This is a genomic window from Marinobacterium sp. xm-a-127, assembly GCF_013283425.1.
Classification (GTDB): Bacteria; Pseudomonadota; Gammaproteobacteria; order Pseudomonadales; family Balneatricaceae; genus Marinobacterium_E.
The window spans coordinates 81,328-100,598 of the sequence record NZ_WBYH01000002.1; the positions used below are offsets into that span (position 1 = coordinate 81,328).

Genomic DNA, 19,271 nt, shown 5'->3' on the forward strand with positions numbered 1-19,271 from the left:
ACATAACTCCCTATTATTGCATAATATTCTGACATCTGAAGATTAAGGAATATTACTGTGCTGCAACAGACCAACATCCAGTGGGATACCGACCTGATTCGCCGTTATGATTTAGCAGGTCCTCGCTACACCTCTTACCCAACCGCACTGCAATTTACTGACACCCCAGACAGTGTCAAAACGCTCTCTAAAGCGATCAGTGAGCGCGACAGTCGTAAGCCTTTATCACTCTATATTCACATCCCCTTCTGTGCGCACGTCTGCTACTACTGCGGATGCAACAAGGTGGTCACAAAAGATCGCTCCCGTGCAGAACCCTACCTTCAGACGCTGTTAAAAGAGATTAAACTGCGTAGCACTGAACTGGGCAGTGACGTTCAAGTGGATCAGCTTCACTGGGGCGGCGGCACACCCACCTTCATTGATGATGAGCAGACCGCTCGTTTAATGCAGGCGCTAAAAGAGGCCTTTAAACTGCGTGATGACGATCAAGGTGACTACGCCATTGAGATCGATCCTCGTGAAATGACTAAAGACCGCTTAAAGCTGCTGCGTGAATTGGGTTTCAACCGCATCAGCATAGGGGTTCAGGATGTTAACGAAGCGGTTCAAATCAAGGTAAACCGCGTGCAATCCCTAGAGATGACAACGGACCTGCTTAAAGAGGCGCGTGAACTGGGCTTTCGCTCAATCAACGTTGATCTAATCTATGGCTTGCCGCTGCAAACTGAAGAGAGCTTTGCCGAGACCTTGGACCGAATTCTAGAGCTACGACCCGATCGTCTCTCGGTATTTAACTATGCTCACCTACCCGAGCGCTTTAAACCACAGCGTCGTATCAATGCCGATGAGTTACCCGACGCGCTCACTAAACTTGCGATTCACCATCAAAGTATTGAGAAGCTGACGGCAGCGGGCTACCGCAACATTGGTATGGATCACTTTGCTCTGCCAGACGACACACTGACACAACACCAAGATGATGGAACGCTGCACCGTAACTTCCAGGGCTATACCACTCACTCACAGTGTGACTTGATTGGTTTGGGCGTCTCATCGATTAGTCAGATTGGCGATTACTACCTACAGAACAGCCCTAACATTGAGCGCTACACGCAAGATATTGAATCTCAGGGCTCAGCATTAACCAAAGAGTACTGCCTCAATGAGGATGACAAAATTCGCAGAGCGGTGATTACCCGCCTGATCTGTGACTTCCAACTCGATTTTGCCGATCAATCCAAAGCGCTCAATATCGACTTTAAAGAGTATTTTGCTAACGAATTAAAACTGCTTGAGCCGATGGCACAGGATGGCCTGATTCATTTAAGAGAGGATGGAATGGATGTCACCGCCGCTGGGCGTTTGTTGATTCGTCGAATCTGCATGACCTTTGATGCCTATATCGATCACTCAGAACAGCGATTTTCTAAAATCATCTAATCCGATTTTGCACAGTAAATTTCACTAAAAGTGGACCGTTAAAAAGTCCACTTTTTTATCTAAATTGACTTGGGTCAATAAAGCGCTTTTGGATATACTGTCAGGCAACTAAGGAGCCCTTATGTCTGACACCAAAAACATCAAACTCGCCAGCATCGGCCAGGTAAGCTGTAACACCTGCAGCTTGAGTACACTCTGCTTGCCTGTCTCTCTAAACGACGAAGAGGCGCTTCGCCTCGACGATATCGTTGATAAGAGCAAACCACTTCACAAGGGCGACTTCCTGTTTAGACAGGGTGAAGAGTTCACGTCACTGTTCGCCATTCGTGCGGGGTCGTTAAAAACTTACTCTGTAAACCCTGAGGGAGAAGAGCAGATCAACGGTTTCTACTTCCCAGGTGAACTGGTTGGCCTAGCCGGATTCGATTCAGGCAGCTACCCAATGTCGGCTAAGATGCTTGAGACGACCACTGTCTGTGAGATCCCTTTCTCACGCTTGGACGATCTGGCAGGTCAAATGCCAGAGCTGCGTCGTTCTGTGATGCGCTCTATGAGCCACGAGATCAGCGATGACCAACAGATGATGATGCTGCTCTCTAAAAAGACGGCTGAACAACGTATCGCAACCTTTATTTTCAAGCTGTCGCAACGTTATGCCCTGCGTGGCTACTCTGCACAATCCTTCCGACTTTCGATGTCACGTAACGAAATAGGCAACTACCTTGGCCTAGCGGTCGAGACGGTCAGTCGAATCTTTACACGCTTCTCTTCACAAGAGCTGATTCGTGTTGAAGGTAAAGAGCTGGAAATTCTTGATCAAGCAGCGCTGCTGGATGCGGCTGGTGAAGCACCCAGCCCAGAGTGCAATCAACACCACGGTTAAATAAGGATCTTTAATGTCTTACGACGAGCACTATGTAAAATCGGTTGTCCGCTCTATTCCAGATTGGCCAGAGCCTGGCATTCTGTTCCGTGATATTACGCCGATTTTTCAAGATCCACGTGCCTCTCGCATGGTCGCAAACGCCTTTATTGATCGTTACATGCAGATGGATATTACCCACATAGCCTGTATCGATGCTCGAGGTTTTCTATTTGGTGCGATTATTGCGCACCAGCTGAACAAGCCTCTGATTTTGGTTCGTAAAAAAGGCAAGTTGCCCGGTGAAACGATTCACCAAGACTATACGCTAGAGTACGGCACAGCCTCCGTGGAGATTCAGAAGGATGCCGTTACCGCTGGCGACAAAGTGGTATTGATCGATGACCTTATTGCCACTGGGGGCACAGCACTGGCGGCCTGCACACTGATCAACGGTCTAGGGGCTAGCGTTGTTGAGGTAGCAGCGCTGATTGACCTGCCAGACCTTAACGGATCACAAAAAATCCAAGACACCGGCGTCCCCGTATACTGCTTACTGGCCTACGACGGTCTCTAATAGAAACCGAGGTTTAGCCACCTCGGTTTTTTTATACCTAGAAACGATAAAAATTTTAAGTTTAATGGAGTTTTAAATGCTTCGACTATCGACCACCCTACTCGCTGCATCACTTATGGCAGCAACTGCACAGGCTGAACAGGTTCAGATTCCTTTTGAGGGTTTAACACTCAACGGCAATCTTGAACTGGCTGCTGATAAATCCTTAGCAGACGGTGTCCTAATGCTGACGCACGGCACCCTGGCTCACAACGAGATGGAGATCATCAGCTACGTGCAGGAACAGATGGTCGATTACGGCATCTCTACTTTAGCCATCAACCTAAGTTATGGATTGGATAACCGCGAATCAGCGATGTACGACTGTACCGTTCCGGCTCAACACACCATGCAGCAAGCACTGGCTGAAATGGATGCTTGGCAGACTTGGCTGGATGGACAGGGCGCAGGCGATCGTTGGGTAATGGGTCACTCACGTGGCGGCAACCAGACGGCTCAATTTGCTGCAGCTAACCAAGATAAGATCAAAGGCCAAGTTCTATTAGCACCTGCAACTTGGGACTACGGCAAGACGTTAGAGGGTTATGGCAAACGCTATGAAACGCCCATCGAGCCGATTCTAGAGAAAGCTAAGGGCATGGACCCTAAAGCGATAATCGATGGCATCAGCGTCATCTACTGTGAGAACAGCGGTGCGTCGGCTGAAGCCGTCCTAAGCTACTACGGCAACTACCCAGAGTACGACACACCCACAGTGTTAAAAGAGACGAACATCCCTACTCTAGTCATCGCAGGCAGCTTGGATACCGTGGTTGCAGATCTTCCTGAAAAGATGGAAAGTATCGACAAAGAGAACATTGAACTAGTAGTCGTTGAGGATGCAGATCACTTCTTCTTAGATCTGTTTGCCGACGAGGCGGTGGAATATGCGGTCGATTTTATCGAAAACCTGTAGCGCACTTCTTCTCAGCTTGGGCCTTATGATAAGCGCCCAAGCCGAGGTAAAGCTTGAGACAGCTACGGATCTTCAGTCGCTTGGTAAAGCGAACCCTAACGAAGTAATTGTTCTGTTGGTCTCTCAGGATGGCTGTGCCTTCTGTGTTACCGTCAAAGAGGATTTCCTAAAACCTCTTTTACAAACGAACGATGCACCCCCTATTCAGGTACTGGATCTGAGCAACCCTACTCCCGTTATCAACTTTGATGGCTCAACGGGCTCGGCTGAACAGGTTGCTAAAAGCTTGGGTGGACGCTTCACCCCGACCATTCTATTTGTCGATGCAAAGGGCGAGACTCGCGCTAAAAAGATCGTCGGTGTGAACACGCCAGAGTTCTACGGTTACTACATCGATGAAGCGATTAAATCGGCTCGTAACAGTTTTTAAGCTCAGAAACTAACCGCAAGCAGAGGGCTCTCTGCTTGCATCCCTTCTATCAGAGCAACATAATAGCGCCCCTTCACCTAATCCGCATTTAGAGGTTTTATGCTCTGGTTTCGTAACGCTATTTGGTACCGTTTTTCTCCCAGTGATTCATTCAATGAAGCCGCACTGATGGAGGCGCTAGAAGCCAGACCCTTCGTACCCTGCAAAGGCGCAGAACCACGTTCAGTGGGTTGGGGTAAAGTGGCGCCAGGTGTCATCGATCTACCGGTACTGACCAGTCACGGCTTTCACCTTATCTCACTGCGAGAAGAGGAGAAGATCCTACCCTCGAGCGTGATCAAAGATCAGCTCAACGAGAAGGTAGAACAGATAGAGGCGACCGAAGATCGTAAGGTCTACCGTAAAGAGAAGGTGCAGCTTAAGGACGAGATCACTCTGACACTGCTACCACGCGCATTTACACGCCGTAAAACCACACGTGCTCTTATTGCGCCTCACCATAAACTACTGATTGTGGAAGGCAGCAGCTTTAAGCGCGCAGAAGAGCTGCTAAGCACACTGCGTGAAGATCTAGGGTCACTATCGGTAAAACTGACCTCGACCGCGCTTCCTGCCAACAAAGTATTCAGCGACTGGCTACTAGAGAACCGTGATCTACCCCGTGCACTTGAACTGGGTGCTGTCACCGAGTTTACCGATCCTCTAGAGACCAGCAGCCAGATCAAGATTAAAGGCCAAAACCTGACAGATAAAGAGATCCAAGCGCACCTTAGCGGAGGCATGTTAGCAGAGCGCCTAGAACTGGTGTGGCGTGATCAATTGCAGTTTGTCATGCACTCGGATCTAACCCTGCACTCGATTAAAATGACGGATCAGTACCAAGAGCAACAGAGCGACCGCGAGCAAGAGGACGAAGCACTGGCACTGGATGCTGATCTAGCCCTGTTGGGCATTGAATTTACCCGCCTACTCCCTGAGCTTTTGGAAGCCCTGGGCGGTGAGGCAGAAGAGGCTTAATTTTGGCAAAGACCTACTCCGTAAAAGAGATCTTCTACACCCTACAAGGCGAAGGCTTTCACGCAGGACGCCCTGCGGTGTTCTGTCGCTTTACCGGTTGTAATCTTTGGAGTGGTCGTGAAGCCGATCGAGTGGCTGCAGTCTGCCAATTCTGTGATACCGATTTCGTGGGTACGGATGGTCAAAACGGCGGCAAGTTCACCTCCGCCGAAGCCCTGGCACAAAGGATCGCTAGCTTCTGGCCAGATCCTAAGCAAGGACAACCCTTTGTCGTCATCACCGGGGGCGAGCCTGCCCTGCAGATGGACAGCGATCTGATCGATGCTCTACATAACCAAGGGTTTGAGATCGCCATTGAGACCAACGGCACCCTACCGCTTCCAAACGGAATCGATTGGGTCTGTGTCAGCCCCAAAGGGAGCTCCGAGATTCTTCTTTTAGAGGGCCACGAGTTGAAGCTGGTCTACCCGCAAAAAGAGCTCAGAGCACAGCCAGAACAGTTCCAAAATCTAAGCTTCGAACACTTCTACATCCAACCCCTGGATGACCAAAACGCGCTTGAAAATCGTGCACGTTGTATCGAATATTGTATGCAAAATCCTCAATGGAAATTGAGCATTCAGACCCACAAAATCCTTGACATCGACTGATCGTTTTTAACCTTTAATTCTCTAAAATCGACCACCCCAGTAACCATGGGGGCTAGCAAAGTGTGCTCACATTATCTGTGGATAACCCTGTGCACAGAGTCATCAAAGGTGAACTAAAGCGTCATTAAAAGGTAAAAGCAGAAAATTGGTTAAAATTTAACCAATACCATTAAGCCTATAATAAACAATAACTTACATTGGCAATGTAATCTTAAATTGTCTATTTTGGGCCTAACTTGATCATAATGTCGAAAATAGAACTTAAGTTAGTACTTTGGCGACACTGATGCAGAATTATGTTATTTCAAACTAAGTTTGATACTGGTATCAACATGATTTGAATTTAAAACTGTGCATTGGAGAAGGCTGTGGATATATATTAGTGCAATCTAATATTTAAATTCAAATTAAGCTTGATATTCAAATTATAATGACAAGGATCTGGGGTTTACTGATACGGACTTACTCTTCCTAGAACTAAACTAAAGCCTTGATGAATCCCTTTGCTCTCATACTAGTAACATCACTTAGATTTATCGATCCACTATTCTTAGCAAACGATCAAGCTGATACTTCGGAAGCAACTTTTCTAACCAGTAAAGGGCCTTTGTAGGAGGGGTAATAAAGTAATTCGCTTTGGGTTTTCGTGCATTGATGGCATGGTCTAGCGCTTTAAAAACGTATTCTTGTGGGTAGTTTCCAGTGCTCTCATGATCAGGCTTATTTAGGCGTGGTAACACAGTTTCATTGTAAATATCTTTGTTAACAGAGTGCTCGACATTCACATACTTCAATAAGGCTTTTAAAGCATTCGCTCTGAATCGACTCTCTACTGGACCTGTATTAAGGAGACTGAACTCTATTCCGCTGCCTTTCATCTCAACTCGCATCGACTGAACCATGCCTTTGACCTTTCCCCTTAGTTAGTACCACTTCTTCGATGAGATTTTGCTAAGCAGCACGCTTAGCGAATTCCTCTGGTGGCACATAGCCAAGTGCACTATGTGGTCTTACTTTATTGTAATGATCTCGCCATAAATCGATCTCATATCTTGCTTCATCCAGCGTTCTAAACCAATGCTGATTTAGGCATTCGTTTCTAAATTTGCCATTCAAGCTCTCAACAAAAGCGTTTTGAGTGGGTTTGCCTGGCTGAATAAATCCTAGCTGCACAGCTGTCTCTTTGCTCCAAAAGAACATCGCCTTGCTAGTAAACTCTGTTCCGTTGTCACAAATAATCTTTTTAGGCTTGCTACGTGACTCAATCAGCTCCGATAGGAATCTGGCAACTTGTCGTCCACTGATTGATATAGAGACCAACTGCCCAACCATCTCTCTTGAATAGTCATCGACAACATTCAAAACCCTAAATCTGCGTCCGCCAGCTAATTGGTCGGCTACAAAATCCATGGACCAACGCTGATTTACTTCAGTAGGCACCTCTAGAGGCTGTCTAGGACGAGTTAGCTTCTTACGCTTCTTAGTTCTGACCTGAAGTCCTTCTTCCGTATAGAGGCGATATGTACGCTTCTTGTTAATGACTAGTCCCTCAGTCTTAAGAAGACTGTGCAACATCAAATAACCGTAAGCTGACTGCTTTGCAGCCAGTTCTTTTAGCCGATCCCGAAGTGCTGAATCATCAGTTGGCGTGGCCACATATCGAAAGCTCGATCTGCCTAAACAAGCCAGTCTGCAAGCAGCTCTTTCACTTAAGTTATGATGTTCAATCAGATGTGTGACCACCTCTTTACGCTGAGCGGTCTTTACCACTTTTTTGAGAGAACATCCTTCATAGCATCGACCTCAAGTAACTTCTCCGCTAGAAGCTTCTTGAGTTTATTATTTTCAGCTTCAAGCTCACGAAGGCGTTTGGCTTCGTTAACCTCAAGACCAGCATATTTACTTCGCCAGTTGTAAAAGGTTCCAGCTGATACATTTAGCCTACGGCAGATGTCATCTACCTTGGCTCCTGCCTCATGCTCTTTGATCGCCTTAATGATCTGTTCTTCGGTGTAACGCTTCTTCATATCGAGATCTCCATCCCTTTAGGTTAAATGGAAATCTCATCGAGGTCATGGTCTAGTTTTTGGGGGAGAGGTCACCTTCAAGGGCGTACTTACTGGCGACATAGGCTCCACGACACGCCATACCAACAAACCCTAGTACAGAACTGTGAATGACAATTCGCCCCTCTCCTTGTTGTCTCATGTGAGGGATGGCAAGCGTATTGAGATGGTGCAATCCGAAAACATTTACTTTGAACTGTTCTTCAAACGCTTCGACGGGTAGGTCTTCTACGAAGCCTGCTTGGCCAAACCCTGCATTTTGAAATAGAACGTCGATACGATTATCCAAGAGTTCTAACGCTGCATTAAAGCCACTCTGAATGCTTCTATAATCAGACATCTCGATGAAGACTGTAGGAATACCTTTTAATGCTAACTCTTCAGCATCTTCATTGTTTCGTATGGTCCCAACAACGTTATGACCCAGCTCTCTTAAACGTAAAGCACAGTAGTAACCGATTCCACCAGGGGATACACCGGTGATTAAAATATGTTTCATGAATTATCATCAATTAGCTGGTATGTAGCGCTTCTGGGGCCACCAATGCGCTTTATAAGACCAATATCTTCAAGCTTTTTAAGTGATTTAAAGAATTGAGAGCGAGAAACCTCTATTTCCTGCTTTCTTGTTAACTCTTCAAACTTTTCATGACTGAGCGTCGCTTGAGAACTCTTTTGATCAAGGGCATCCCATAACTTAACGAGCACTATTCGATCGGAGTCGGTCAAACTGCCTAACCCAAGGTCATTTGCAGCTGAATCCATTTGGCGGATTAGTTGAAGAAAAAAATTAAGCTTACCCAAAAATTACTCCAAAGTATGAAATTTCTGTAAGTGTACTTATTCTAGGGAAGCTGCGAATAGGTCCTGCGATTTAGGTATCGAGCGAAGCTTTGAGCTGACCGCCTAACTTTTGAACACCAAATTTCCAATTCTCCCCAATTTTCGGCCGGATTTCGACCCTATTTCGGGCGATTCCCGGATTTCAGACAGATCTTGGCTGTCGTCGCAACATTTGGTCTACTTTAAACAGGTTTGCCAAGGTGAATAGCATGGCTAACTGAGAGTCATTTTTCATCAGTCCTTTATAGCGTGCTTTGATAAAGCCAAACTGACATTTGATGATCCGAAACGGATGCTCTACCTTTGCCCGGATGCTGGCTTTTAAGTATTCGATGTTAATAATGGTTTTGTTCTTACGAGGATGCTTTTTCAGGGCTCGCACCTTGCCGGGACGCTCGGCAATTAGCCATTCTACATTCGAGTCTTTCAGTTCTTCCCGCTTCTCTGCGCCCTGATAACCAGCATCACCAGAGATGAATTCCTCGTCGCCGTGCAACAGGTTTTTCAACTGATTCAGATCATGTTCATTGGCGGCAGTAGTCACCAGCGTATGGGTTAAGCCGCTCTTGGCATCCACGCCAATATGGGCTTTCATGCCGAAGTGCCATTCGTTGCCTTTCTTGGTCTGATGCATATCCGGGTCACGTTGCTTGTCTTTGTTCTTGGTGGAGCTAGGCGCTTCAATAATCGTCGCATCCACCAACGTGCCCTGTGTCATCATCACACCACAATCCGACAGCCATTGGTTGACGGTTTTAAATAACTTGCGCGTGAGTGTGTGTTTTTCCAGTAAGTGCCGGAAATTCATGATGGTGGTGCGGTCAGGAATGGCCTTATCCAGTGACAGTTGTGCAAACTGGCGCATTGAAGTAATCTCGTACAGCGCGTCCTCCATGGCTTCATCACCAAGACTGTACCACTGCTGCATACAGTGAATGCGGAACATGGTTTCCAGCGGATACGGACGGCGACCATTACCCGCCTTGGGGTAGAAAGGGTCTATTACATCCAGCAATTGAGACCACGGTAGCAGGTTATCCATTCGGGATAAAAATATCTCTTTACGAGTCTGACGGCGTTTGCTGGAAAACTCGCTATCGGCAAAGGTGAACTGGTGGCTCATGGAACATTGGTTCCTGCTGGATTGCTATGTCACTATGATCTCACATCAGGAACTTATTCGCATCTTCCTTAGATGGCACTGTGTTGAGTTAGATTGAATTTAACCAGTTCAATGCTTCAAGTTCATCTGAAAACTGTTTTACTCTATATTGAGTAAGTTGGACATTATCTTTGATTGCAGGATAGATACCATTTTGAGGTTCATTATCGAGTATTGCAATTGCAGCGTGTTTGAATTTTAGTTCTGATGTTACAAATCTCGCGAAAATAGTTTGTTCAACTTTTGAAGCTTTTAAATTGGCTAATCGATAATCAATGAGTAACTTATAAATGGCTTTTTGTTTGTAATCAGTAATTATTGTTTGAAAGATTTGAGTGCGTTCATCGAAGTCTATCTCTCCTTCATATACCACCATTATAATGTGAGAATTATCAATTTTTGATATATGGTGTGGCATAACAAAGTTTACTCTATACAAGGCTCATTCATAGGGTTGATTATAGATTAATATGCCAGTGAATCGCTACCAATAACTTAGACACTTCCCAGCCTTTCTTGGTAACGGTTTTCATACTCTACTGGTGACAGCAGATTATTGGAACCATGTTTTCTTTTGCAGTTATAAAACATCTCGATGTATTCAAAGATATCGCTTCTGGCATCGTCTCTTGTTGAGTAGATTTTTCGCTTGATGCGTTCACGTTTCAGTAGTTGGAAGAAACTCTCAGCAACAGCATTGTCGTGACAGTTTCCTCGTCTGCTCATGCTACCTTCCAGGCCATTAGCTTTGAGGAATGCTTGCCAATCATGGCTGGTGTACTGGCTTCCCTGGTCGGAATGCACCATCACTTGTTGTTTAGGATTACGCCGCCAGACAGCCATCAGCAGCGCATTCAGCACAATGTCTTTGGTAATGCGTGACTGCATTGACCAGCCAATCACTTTGCGTGAGAACAAATCCACGACCACTGCCAGATATAACCAACCTTCGTGAGTGCGGATATGTGTAATATCCGTTACCCAGGCTTCATCTGGCGCCGTAGGATTAAACTGACGCTGCAACCGGTTGGGAACAACAATGTGACTCTCACCACCACGATGACGTGGCCTGCGATAGCCCACCTGAGCCTTCAGATCTTCTGAGCATTACTTCAAACAGCTACGTATGATAATAGATTCCCCGTTTAACACGCTATTTACTCTCTATTGCATATCGACTCAAAATTAGTGCAACAATGTTCTTGGCAATATTCTTTTTAGCCTCGTCACTTAGCGCATCTTCAATTTTAAAAAGCTGTGGCCAGAAACACTGCCCTTTTACCAAACTGTCTATTTCATTCACCACGTATTTAACATCATCAAAAGCCAATCTGCCATCAGCCTTTGCATCATTGAGCCATCGATGCTTGGCCGTTTCCTGAGCTTTTAACTGCGCTACTTCGTCTTTGAGTTTATCAGGTTCATAAAAGAAGTAGCCAATCGCTACACGGGCTAAATCAAGATGACTTTCACTTACCATAAACTCGATGTCTTTGAGAATGATGCTTTGCAGCTGTGTATCGAGAGGTTCGTTAGGTAAGTAATGCGCTGTGATATTCATTATGGCACTTTGCCACTGCTCGGTGACAAGATGCATAACTAAATCTTCTTTCGTAGAAAAGTGATTATACACAGTACGCTTAGACACATTAGCCAACTCAGCAAGCTTATCCATGCTAGTACCTTTCACGCCAAATTCTTGAAACGCTTGCGTCGCTGCTTGAATAATCGCTTCGCGTTTTAAGTCGCTAAGGGTTCGTGTATTGCCAGCCATTGGTCTACTCTCTTAATCATATAAAACTTCTTTTTACACCGACCAGTTTACTTTTCAATGCAGATGAACCATAATGCACTCGCCAGTTTACTTTTGTATTAGCATAGTATAAGGCGCACAATGTTTGCAACGTAGGTTGTTTTTAAATGCAACGATACTGGTTATCTATGTTCAACATATTACTAATGGATGGCATACGACTATGTCCTTGAAACACTACTCACATACTCTAGCGCTAAGTCTCTTTTCTATTTTTATTTTCACCGCTTGCTCACCTGAAAAAGCTCAGCAGCAACAATCGGAGGTAGTGCGGCATGTGAAGTTTGCTGAAGTCTCACCTATTCCCAATTTTGACGAATTTACGTTTCCTGCCGTCGTATCTGCTGTGAAAACTGTTGATTTGAGTTTTGAAGTCTCTGGCCGATTAATACAAACCGATTTAGTTACCGGCAGTGATATCACTAAAGGCAAGCTGCTTGCCACAATAGACAGAAAGCCCTTTGAGCGCAGAGTTGAAGAGTCTAAAACCAGATTAGAACAAGCAAAACGAGAACTCGATAGAATTGAAAAAATGTTCGCACAAAATTTGGTATCTCAAAGCGCACTGGATTCGGCAAAAACATCCTATGAATTATCTGTTATTGACCTTAAAAACGCAGAACAAGACTTAAGTTATACTCGGCTTTACGCGCCATTTGATGCGAAAGTATCCCAACGTCTTGTAGAAAATAACAGTTTTGTAAAATCAGGGACTGCTATCGCCCGTTTGCAAGATGTGTCGAAAATCTACTTTAATATCAATGTGCCAGAGCGCTTACTTACCGCCAACATAGGGCGTGGCATTAAGCAAGCGAGTGCCACATTGGCGACAAACCGCAGTCAGTGGTACCCAGTAACTTATGTTGAGCATTCCACACAACCGGACCCCGTATCTCAAACCTACGAAGTAGTATTCGCCATGGAGCCTCGAAAAGAATTACCACTCACTCCTGGTGCTCGAGCAGTGGTTAAAGTAAGCCTTCAAGGTAGTTTATATTCCGACGGCTTAGTCGTGCCAGTGAAAGCTCTAGTCGGTGATGAGAACGATGGCTTTGCCGTTTGGGTACTTGATGACAGTCTACAAACAGTGAAACAACACAGCGTTGATGTCAAACATATCGAGGGGGATATTGCTGTAGTAGAAGGGCCAATTTCACTTGGTCAAAAGGTGGTTGCCGCTGGAGCAGCACAAATGCGAGAAAACATGAAAGTGCTTCCGTATAAGGGAGAAAAATAAACCATGGATATCGCCCGCTTTTCAATCGACAAACCCGTAAATGTTTGGCTGATGGTCATCATACTGCTACTAGGTGGTGTGCTGGCTATGACCAAAATTGGTCGACTTGAAGACCCTGCTTTTACCATCAAACAAGTTAAGATATACACTGCTTATCCTGGCGCTAGCGCGGAAAAAGTTGAACGTGAAATCACAGAACGTTTAGAAATCGCTATTCAACAAATGCCCCAATTAAAAGAAGTGACTTCAATATCTTCTCCAGGGCGTTCTGAAATTACCGTAGAGGTAAAGAGTACTTACGATAGTGATGTGTTACCTCAAATTTGGGACGAATTGAGGAAGCGCCTTCACGACACCGCCAGTTCGCTGCCCACGGGCGCTCAAGACCCCGTAGTATTTGATGACTTCGGTGATGTTTATGGGCTTTATTACGCTCTCAGCGCTCCAGATTTCGACACCCATGAGTTACGTGAGTTTGCCCGAATTATTCGTCGAGATTTACTTACCACTGAAGGTGTGGCAAAGGTCAACGTAACCGGTATTCAAAAAGAGCAAATTGTTGCTTACATCAACCCATATCAACTCGCTGGGTTGGGTATTTCTTTCCCAGATTTGACCTCATTGTTCCAAGACAATCTTCGACCATTCAATGGTGGGCGCGTAAAGGTGGATGAAAAAAACGTGCGCTTGATTGTCAAGCGTGCACCAGACAGATTAGATGAAATTTCAAATCTATCACTGGTGATCCCTGGTACAAACCGTTCTTTGCGTGTTGCTGATGTTGCGACCTTAAAACTCGAACCTGCTGATATTCAGCCTGTATTAGTGCGATATAACGGTGCAGAAGCCCTTACGCTAAGTGTGTCAGCATTAACGGATGTGAACATCGTAGATGTCGGCGAGCGAGTAAATGCAAAAGTGGAGGCCCTGCTCAAACAACTTCCAGTTGGTATTACCCTGACTCCCATTTACGATCAAGCCTCAGTAGTTGATGATTCGGTGGACGGCTTTATCAATAACCTTGTGATGTCTGTGGCCGTGGTAACATTAACCTTGTGTTTATTCATGGGATGGCGCTCTGGGGTTGTGGTAGGCACTGTATTACTTGTTACCGTACTCGGTACCATCCTCATCATGTGGTTGATGGATATTCAGCTTCAGCGTATTTCATTAGGGGCAATGGTCATCGCCATGGGTATGCTGGTCGATAATGCAATAGTGGTAGCAGAAGGCATGATGCTGCGAATGGCAACAGGTGCCTCAGCAAAAGATGCAGCCAGCTTCATTGTTAAGCGCACACAATGGCCGTTATTAGGCGCAACCATAATAGGTATTGCCGCCTTCTCTGGCATTGGTTTATCTAACGATGCAACCGGCGAGTTCCTTTATTCATTGTTTGCCGTAGTGTTGGTTTCATTGATGATCAGCTGGATACTTGCCGTAACGTTGGTCCCCGTATTAGGCGCACATTTTTATCGCAAGGGCATGTCGCAATCACAAAGTGATGCGCCCTCCGCTGCACAACAGTGGTTTAAACACACACTTATCGGCGCACTGAAACTGCGTTGGGTAACCATTGCAGCACTCCTCGTTATTACCATTGTTGCCTATGGCAGTTTTGGTATGGTCAAACAAGGGTTCTTTCCACCATCAAATGCACCGGTATTTTTTGTGCACTATTGGGGGCCCCAAGACCGCGACATTCGCGCGACAGAGCAAATTGCCAAAGAAGCAGAGAAACGTATTTTAGCGCTGGATAATGTCAGTGCCGTAACCACATTTATTGGGCAAGGTGCTGATAGATTTACGCTGACATACGCGCCAAAAAGCGCTAATGAAAACTATGCATTCTTTATGGTCCGTGCCAGCGAATTAGAGCACATTCCTGCCATTCAACGTGCATTAACCAGCAAGCTAAGTGATTTGGATTTAGATGCCAATTTCTATATGGAGCGCATGCAATTTGGTCCAGGCTCAGGCGCTAAACTCGAAGCGCGTTTCTCAGGTCCAGATACTGAAGTGTTACGCCAACTAGCAGAAGAAGCCAAAGCCCGTTTATTTGAAGATGGTCAGGTGATTGATGTTCGTCATAACTGGCGAGAGAAAGGGTTTGCAATAAACACACAGTTCGACAACTACAATGCGGGAATTGCTGGGGTTTCGCATTCAGATTTTAGTCAAACCGTACAGTACGCAAGCAGTGGTGTGAAACTGGGCACCGTGCAAGATGGTGATTATGCCTATAATATCATGGCAAAAATGGGGAACGCCGATGACACGGCTCTTCAGTCTATTCGCGAGTCTCAAGTATGGTCTTCTCAGCAACGTCAGTATATTCCTTTTACCCAGGTATCACATGGCTTAGACCTTATGACTGAAGAGCTGCGCATTCATCGCAAAGATCGCCTGCGCACCATAACCGTTGAAGCAGAGCCTGGCGAACATGAAACCGCAGGCAAAGCGCTGGCGCGTATTCGCCCGTTAATTGAAGATATTGATTTGCCTGCGGGCTACAACCTTGAATGGGGTGGTGAGTTTGAAAGCGCTAGCGAAGCTCAACAGGCCTTAGGTGCAGGTTTACCCGCTGGTTTCTTAGTGATGTTCATTATCTCGGTGTTATTGTTTGGCCACGTACGCCAACCGCTTATTATATGGCTGGTTGTCCCCATGGCGGTAGTAGGTGTAGTCACGGGCTTGTTGTCTACTGATATGCCATTCGGCTTTATGTCGCTACTGGGCTTTTTGAGTTTATTCGGGATGCTGATTAAAAATGCCATAGTACTTATTGAAGAAATTGATCTTCAAATTGAAGAAGGATTGGCAATAAAAAGCGCCATCGTTGAAGCCACACTAAGCCGCGTCAGACCCGTAGCACTTGCGGCCGTGACAACTATATTGGGGATGGCTCCATTGTTGTTTGATGCTTTTTTTGCCGATATGGCTGTGACCATAATGGGCGGACTCACATTCGCGACAATTCTAACGCTTATTGCCGTTCCCGTTTTATATAGCCTGCTATTTAAAGTAAGTTATAGAAAAGCCTAGCAGCTTCTGAATAAATGTAACGTTAATTTGGCGCTTGCTCGATACGCTCTATCACCTTTGATAAAACGCTCGTCAAAGGTGCTAGCGCCATTTTAGCGTTTTGCTTCTACCCTTTTCTGCATAAACTTCATCACATTTCGCCACGACACTATACCCACTGGGTGATAATGTATGTCGACTATGGGTATGCACGATATCTTATTGTTATTGAACAATTCGATGGCAGTAAAAACGGAATCCTCCGGGGTTAAGGTGATGACTTCTCGGGTCATGATTTGATGGGCGTAGACTTCCCCTAAAAGTGCACAAGTCAAAACTAGAGATTTCTGACATCATAAGTCGATGGAGGAGATCCAATGAGAAAGTCAAAATTCAGCGAGAGCAAAATCGTCACTCTGCTTAAAGAAGCTGAGGCTGGTCGCAAGGTGAGTGACATATGCCGTGAACATGGCATCAGCAGCGCAACCTTTTATCAGTGGCGTAGCAAATATGGCGGTATGGAAGCCTCGGACATTAAGAAGCTAAAAGAGCTTCAGGAAGAGAACGAGAAGCTTAAGCGTATGTACGCGGATATGGCATTGGAGAACCAAGCCATCAAGGATCTGCTGGGAAAGCTGTAAAGCCTCCTCAGCGCCGCTGGGCGGCTAATCAGCTAATTGTTGCTGGTAAGTTATCGATCTCAAAAGCGTGCGCTGCAGTCGGGTTGTCACGCAGGGCTTGGTACCGTGAAGACCCTGCGCAGAAGCAACTCGACCGAGATGCTCCGGTTATCGATGCTTTGAACAAGTTGCTCGAGAAACATCCTCGGTGGGGCTTTTGGAAGTACTTCTATAGGCTCCGGAGGCTAGGTTTCGGCTGGAATCACAAACGTGTATGGCGGATCTATTGTGCAATGAACTTGAACCAGAAGAGACGCGCTAAGCGTCGATTGCCAGAGCGGCTTAAAACACCGTTACAAGTACCGTCTATGCCCAATCATACTTGGTCATTCGATTTCATGAGTGACACCTTATATAGCGGACACCGCTACCGAGTTCTCAACGTGATCGATGAAGGTACTCGCGAATGTCTCGACATCACGGTCGGGACATCACTAACCGCCGCGAGGGTTGTTCGGGTGTTGAGTGAGCTAGTGGCAGAGCATAGCTGCCCTCGCAGAATCCGAGTAGATAATGGCGCGGAAATGACATCGTCAATCTTCACGGAGTGGTGCGCCGAGCATGGGATAGAGATCGTCTATATTCAACCTGGAAAACCGAACCAGAATGCCTACATCGAACGATTCAATCGTTCATTTAGGACGGAGATACTAGACGCTAATCTATTCCATTCACTTAATCAGGTTAGAGAGTTGTCATGGGCTTGGCGAATCACTTACAACGAAGAGCGACCACACGAATCGCTTGGAAACGTAACGCCAGCAGAATTTAAAGAATTAGTAACAACAGAAATTTCTAGTAACGAACTGTGCGCTTGACGGGAAGTCTACGGAGCGGCATCGAACTCACTGTCATGGACTTGTTTCAGGATATCAGCGTAGCCCGCTTCATCGATTTTGAAAGCCGTATCGCAATGTGGGCAGATGATTTCGTTCATAAAAACTCCAAGGTTTCTGAGTAAACAGTCCCAGTGGGTAAACGCTACAATCAGCACAAGTACAAATATTGAGACACTTTATTTTGTCATTTCAACGACTCAATAACTACCAGTATCCCAATTAAATCCTCATTAGATTGATGGTTGAACTTACATTTTAAAATCGTTTAACCTCATATAGCTGAATCCTAAAAATAAAAGAGAGGCAATATGTTCGAGAACGATAACAAGATTTTACTAACCGAAGATGAAATGCCCACGCAATGGTATAACATTCTTCCCGACCTCCCAGAACCAATGGCTCCACCGCTTCATCCAGGCACGATGCAACCAGCAACGGCTGAGGACTTTGCACCATTATTTCCGATGGCGTTAATAGAGCAAGAGATGAGCCAAGAGCGCTTCATTGACATTCCTGGTGAGGTTCTAGACGTTTACAAACTATGGCGCCCTTCGCCTCTCTTCCGTGCTCGTCGTCTAGAGAAACTGCTAGATACACCGGCTAAGATTTATTATAAATATGAAGGTGTTAGCCCAGCAGGCTCTCATAAACCTAATACAGCCGTACCTCAGGCTTATTACAACTACAAAGAGGGCATCAAAAAACTCACTACTGAGACGGGTGCAGGGCAATGGGGTACCTCTTTAGCGTTTGCCTGCTCGCAATTTGGTATGGAGTGTGAGATCTGGCAAGTGGCTGCCTCTTACCGTTCAAAGCCTTACCGTAAAACAATGATGGAGATATATGGTGGAATACTTCATCCAAGCCCATCAGATCGAACGGAATACGGCCGAAGCTTATTGGCTGAGGATCCAAACCACCCTGGCTCTCTAGGTATAGCGATCTCTGAAGCGGTGGGTGAAGCTGCGGCTAACCCAGAAGCACGCTATGCACTTGGCTCCGTTCTTAATCACGTGTTGATGCACCAAACTATTATTGGCGAAGAGGCACTGTTACAGCTGGCTAAAGTGGGTGAGACACCAGACGTATTAGTAGGCTGTACCGGTGGCGGCTCTAACTTTGGTGGCTTAGCATTCCCGTTCTTGAGAGAGAAAATGGCCGGTAAGATGAATCCGACCATACGCTGTGTTGAGCCCTCTGCATGCCCTACCCTGACACGTGGCGAGTTCCGTTATGACTTTGGCGATACAGCCGGCATGACACCGTTAATGAAGATGCACACGCTTGGACATGATTTCATTCCAGATACCATTCACGCGGGTGGTCTTCGTTATCACGGTATGGCGCCTTTGGTCTCTCACCTCTATGAGTTGGGTATGGTCGAAGCGATTAATATTCCTCAAACGGAATGTTTTGAAGGAGCGCTGAAATTCGCTCGCACTGAAGGCATTGTTCCTGCGCCAGAGCCTACTCATGCGATTGCCGCTGCTATTCGTGAGGCACTGGCGTGTAAAGAATCAGGTGAAGAGAAGGTCATTCTGACTGCACTGTGTGGCCATGGTCACTTAGATTTAGCCGCTTATGAGAACTTCTTGGCGGGTCAAATGGTTGATGCGGATCTAGAACAATCCGTTATCGATAAATCGATGGAAACCGTACCAAACCTTTAATAG

18 protein-coding genes and 2 pseudogenes are annotated in these 19,271 nt (G+C 45.9%); 11 read left to right on the top strand and 9 right to left on the bottom strand.

Annotation, left to right across the window (positions count from 1 at the left end; all coding sequences use genetic code 11):
• Nucleotides 1-57 precede the first annotated feature (57 nt).
• The 7 genes from hemN to queE all read left to right on the top strand — a co-directional run bounded on the left by hemN (nt 58) and on the right by queE (nt 5,934).
• Entirely contained in the window at nt 58-1,443 is a 1,386-nt protein-coding gene (hemN, locus tag XMA127_RS04525) for an oxygen-independent coproporphyrinogen III oxidase (protein ID WP_173480779.1), read from the top strand.
• 121 nt (nt 1,444-1,564) lie between these two features.
• Nucleotides 1,565-2,326: a fumarate/nitrate reduction transcriptional regulator Fnr gene (gene fnr / locus XMA127_RS04530; protein WP_173480778.1), complete on the top strand. Its 762-nt coding sequence runs from the start codon at nt 1,565-1,567 to the stop codon at nt 2,324-2,326.
• Nucleotides 2,327-2,339: 13 nt separating this feature from the next.
• A complete protein-coding gene (locus XMA127_RS04535) occupies nt 2,340-2,882 on the top strand; it encodes an adenine phosphoribosyltransferase (protein WP_173480777.1) in 543 nt (180 codons plus the stop codon).
• Between the two features lie 76 nt (nt 2,883-2,958).
• Nucleotides 2,959-3,837: an alpha/beta hydrolase gene (locus XMA127_RS04540; RefSeq protein ID WP_173480776.1), complete on the top strand. Its 879-nt coding sequence runs from the start codon at nt 2,959-2,961 to the stop codon at nt 3,835-3,837.
• Nucleotides 3,838-3,862: 25 nt separating this feature from the next.
• Nucleotides 3,863-4,267 carry a thioredoxin fold domain-containing protein gene (locus XMA127_RS04545; RefSeq protein ID WP_173480775.1) on the top strand — a complete coding sequence of 135 codons (405 nt, stop codon included), beginning with the start codon at nt 3,863-3,865 and terminating at the stop codon, nt 4,265-4,267.
• 99 nt (nt 4,268-4,366) lie between these two features.
• Entirely contained in the window at nt 4,367-5,284 is a 918-nt protein-coding gene (locus tag XMA127_RS04550; protein ID WP_173484783.1) for a recombination-associated protein RdgC, read from the top strand.
• Nucleotides 5,284-5,934, top strand: a complete 651-nt coding sequence (gene queE, locus XMA127_RS04555; RefSeq protein WP_173481156.1) for a 7-carboxy-7-deazaguanine synthase — start codon at nt 5,284-5,286, stop codon at nt 5,932-5,934. The genes XMA127_RS04550 and queE overlap by 1 nt, the downstream gene beginning before the upstream one ends.
• Nucleotides 5,935-6,467: 533 nt before the next feature.
• Here queE and XMA127_RS04560 read toward each other — a convergent pair.
• The 8 genes and pseudogenes from XMA127_RS04560 to XMA127_RS04595 all read right to left on the bottom strand — a co-directional run bounded on the left by XMA127_RS04560 (nt 6,468) and on the right by XMA127_RS04595 (nt 11,779).
• The gene (locus XMA127_RS04560) at nt 6,468-6,836 is read right to left on the bottom strand and encodes a hypothetical protein (protein ID WP_173484782.1); all 369 of its coding nucleotides are present in this window, start codon (nt 6,834-6,836) and stop codon (nt 6,468-6,470) included.
• Between the two features lie 49 nt (nt 6,837-6,885).
• Nucleotides 6,886-7,961 (bottom strand): IS3 family transposase gene (locus XMA127_RS04565; protein ID WP_173481153.1). Its coding sequence is split into 2 segments (ribosomal slippage): nt 6,886-7,712 and nt 7,712-7,961, totalling 1,077 coding nucleotides; the frame shifts between segments, so codons are not numbered across the junction.
• Between the two features lie 52 nt (nt 7,962-8,013).
• Nucleotides 8,014-8,499: an SDR family NAD(P)-dependent oxidoreductase gene (locus XMA127_RS04570; protein ID WP_173484781.1), complete on the bottom strand. Its 486-nt coding sequence runs from the start codon at nt 8,497-8,499 to the stop codon at nt 8,014-8,016.
• On the bottom strand, nt 8,496-8,804 hold the full coding sequence (locus XMA127_RS04575) for a hypothetical protein (RefSeq protein WP_173480772.1): 309 nt from the start codon (nt 8,802-8,804) through the stop codon (nt 8,496-8,498). Before XMA127_RS04575 ends, XMA127_RS04570 begins: the two co-directional genes overlap by 4 nt.
• A 181-nt stretch (nt 8,805-8,985) precedes the next feature.
• Nucleotides 8,986-9,966 carry an IS5 family transposase gene (locus tag XMA127_RS04580; RefSeq protein ID WP_136249859.1) on the bottom strand — a complete coding sequence of 327 codons (981 nt, stop codon included), beginning with the start codon at nt 9,964-9,966 and terminating at the stop codon, nt 8,986-8,988.
• A gap of 88 nt (nt 9,967-10,054) precedes the next feature.
• Complete coding sequence (locus XMA127_RS04585; RefSeq protein WP_136249858.1) at nt 10,055-10,423, bottom strand: hypothetical protein; 369 nt, start codon at nt 10,421-10,423, stop codon at nt 10,055-10,057.
• A 77-nt stretch (nt 10,424-10,500) separates the two neighbouring features.
• Nucleotides 10,501-11,100, bottom strand: a pseudogene (locus tag XMA127_RS04590) (IS3 family transposase); the annotation flags it as partial.
• Between the two features lie 58 nt (nt 11,101-11,158).
• On the bottom strand, nt 11,159-11,779 hold the full coding sequence (locus tag XMA127_RS04595; protein WP_173498944.1) for a TetR/AcrR family transcriptional regulator: 621 nt from the start codon (nt 11,777-11,779) through the stop codon (nt 11,159-11,161).
• Nucleotides 11,780-11,987: 208 nt separating this feature from the next.
• Here XMA127_RS04595 and XMA127_RS04600 point away from each other — a divergent pair, with 208 nt between their 5' ends.
• Nucleotides 11,988-13,055 carry an efflux RND transporter periplasmic adaptor subunit gene (locus tag XMA127_RS04600; protein WP_217362028.1) on the top strand — a complete coding sequence of 356 codons (1,068 nt, stop codon included), beginning with the start codon at nt 11,988-11,990 and terminating at the stop codon, nt 13,053-13,055.
• Nucleotides 13,056-13,058: 3 nt separating this feature from the next.
• Nucleotides 13,059-16,100, top strand: coding sequence for an efflux RND transporter permease subunit (locus XMA127_RS04605; protein ID WP_116369200.1), 3,042 nt, complete (start codon nt 13,059-13,061; stop codon nt 16,098-16,100).
• 92 nt (nt 16,101-16,192) lie between these two features.
• On the opposite strand, the gene XMA127_RS12050 is transcribed toward XMA127_RS04605, so the two are convergent.
• On the bottom strand, nt 16,193-16,372 hold the full coding sequence (locus XMA127_RS12050) for an HPP family protein (protein ID WP_254856799.1): 180 nt from the start codon (nt 16,370-16,372) through the stop codon (nt 16,193-16,195).
• Between the two features lie 84 nt (nt 16,373-16,456).
• Here XMA127_RS12050 and XMA127_RS04615 point away from each other — a divergent pair.
• Nucleotides 16,457-17,577, top strand: a pseudogene (locus XMA127_RS04615) (IS3 family transposase).
• A gap of 329 nt (nt 17,578-17,906) precedes the next feature.
• Entirely contained in the window at nt 17,907-19,268 is a 1,362-nt protein-coding gene (locus tag XMA127_RS04620) for a TrpB-like pyridoxal phosphate-dependent enzyme (RefSeq protein ID WP_173481485.1), read from the top strand.
• The last annotated feature ends 3 nt before the right edge of the window (nt 19,269-19,271 follow it).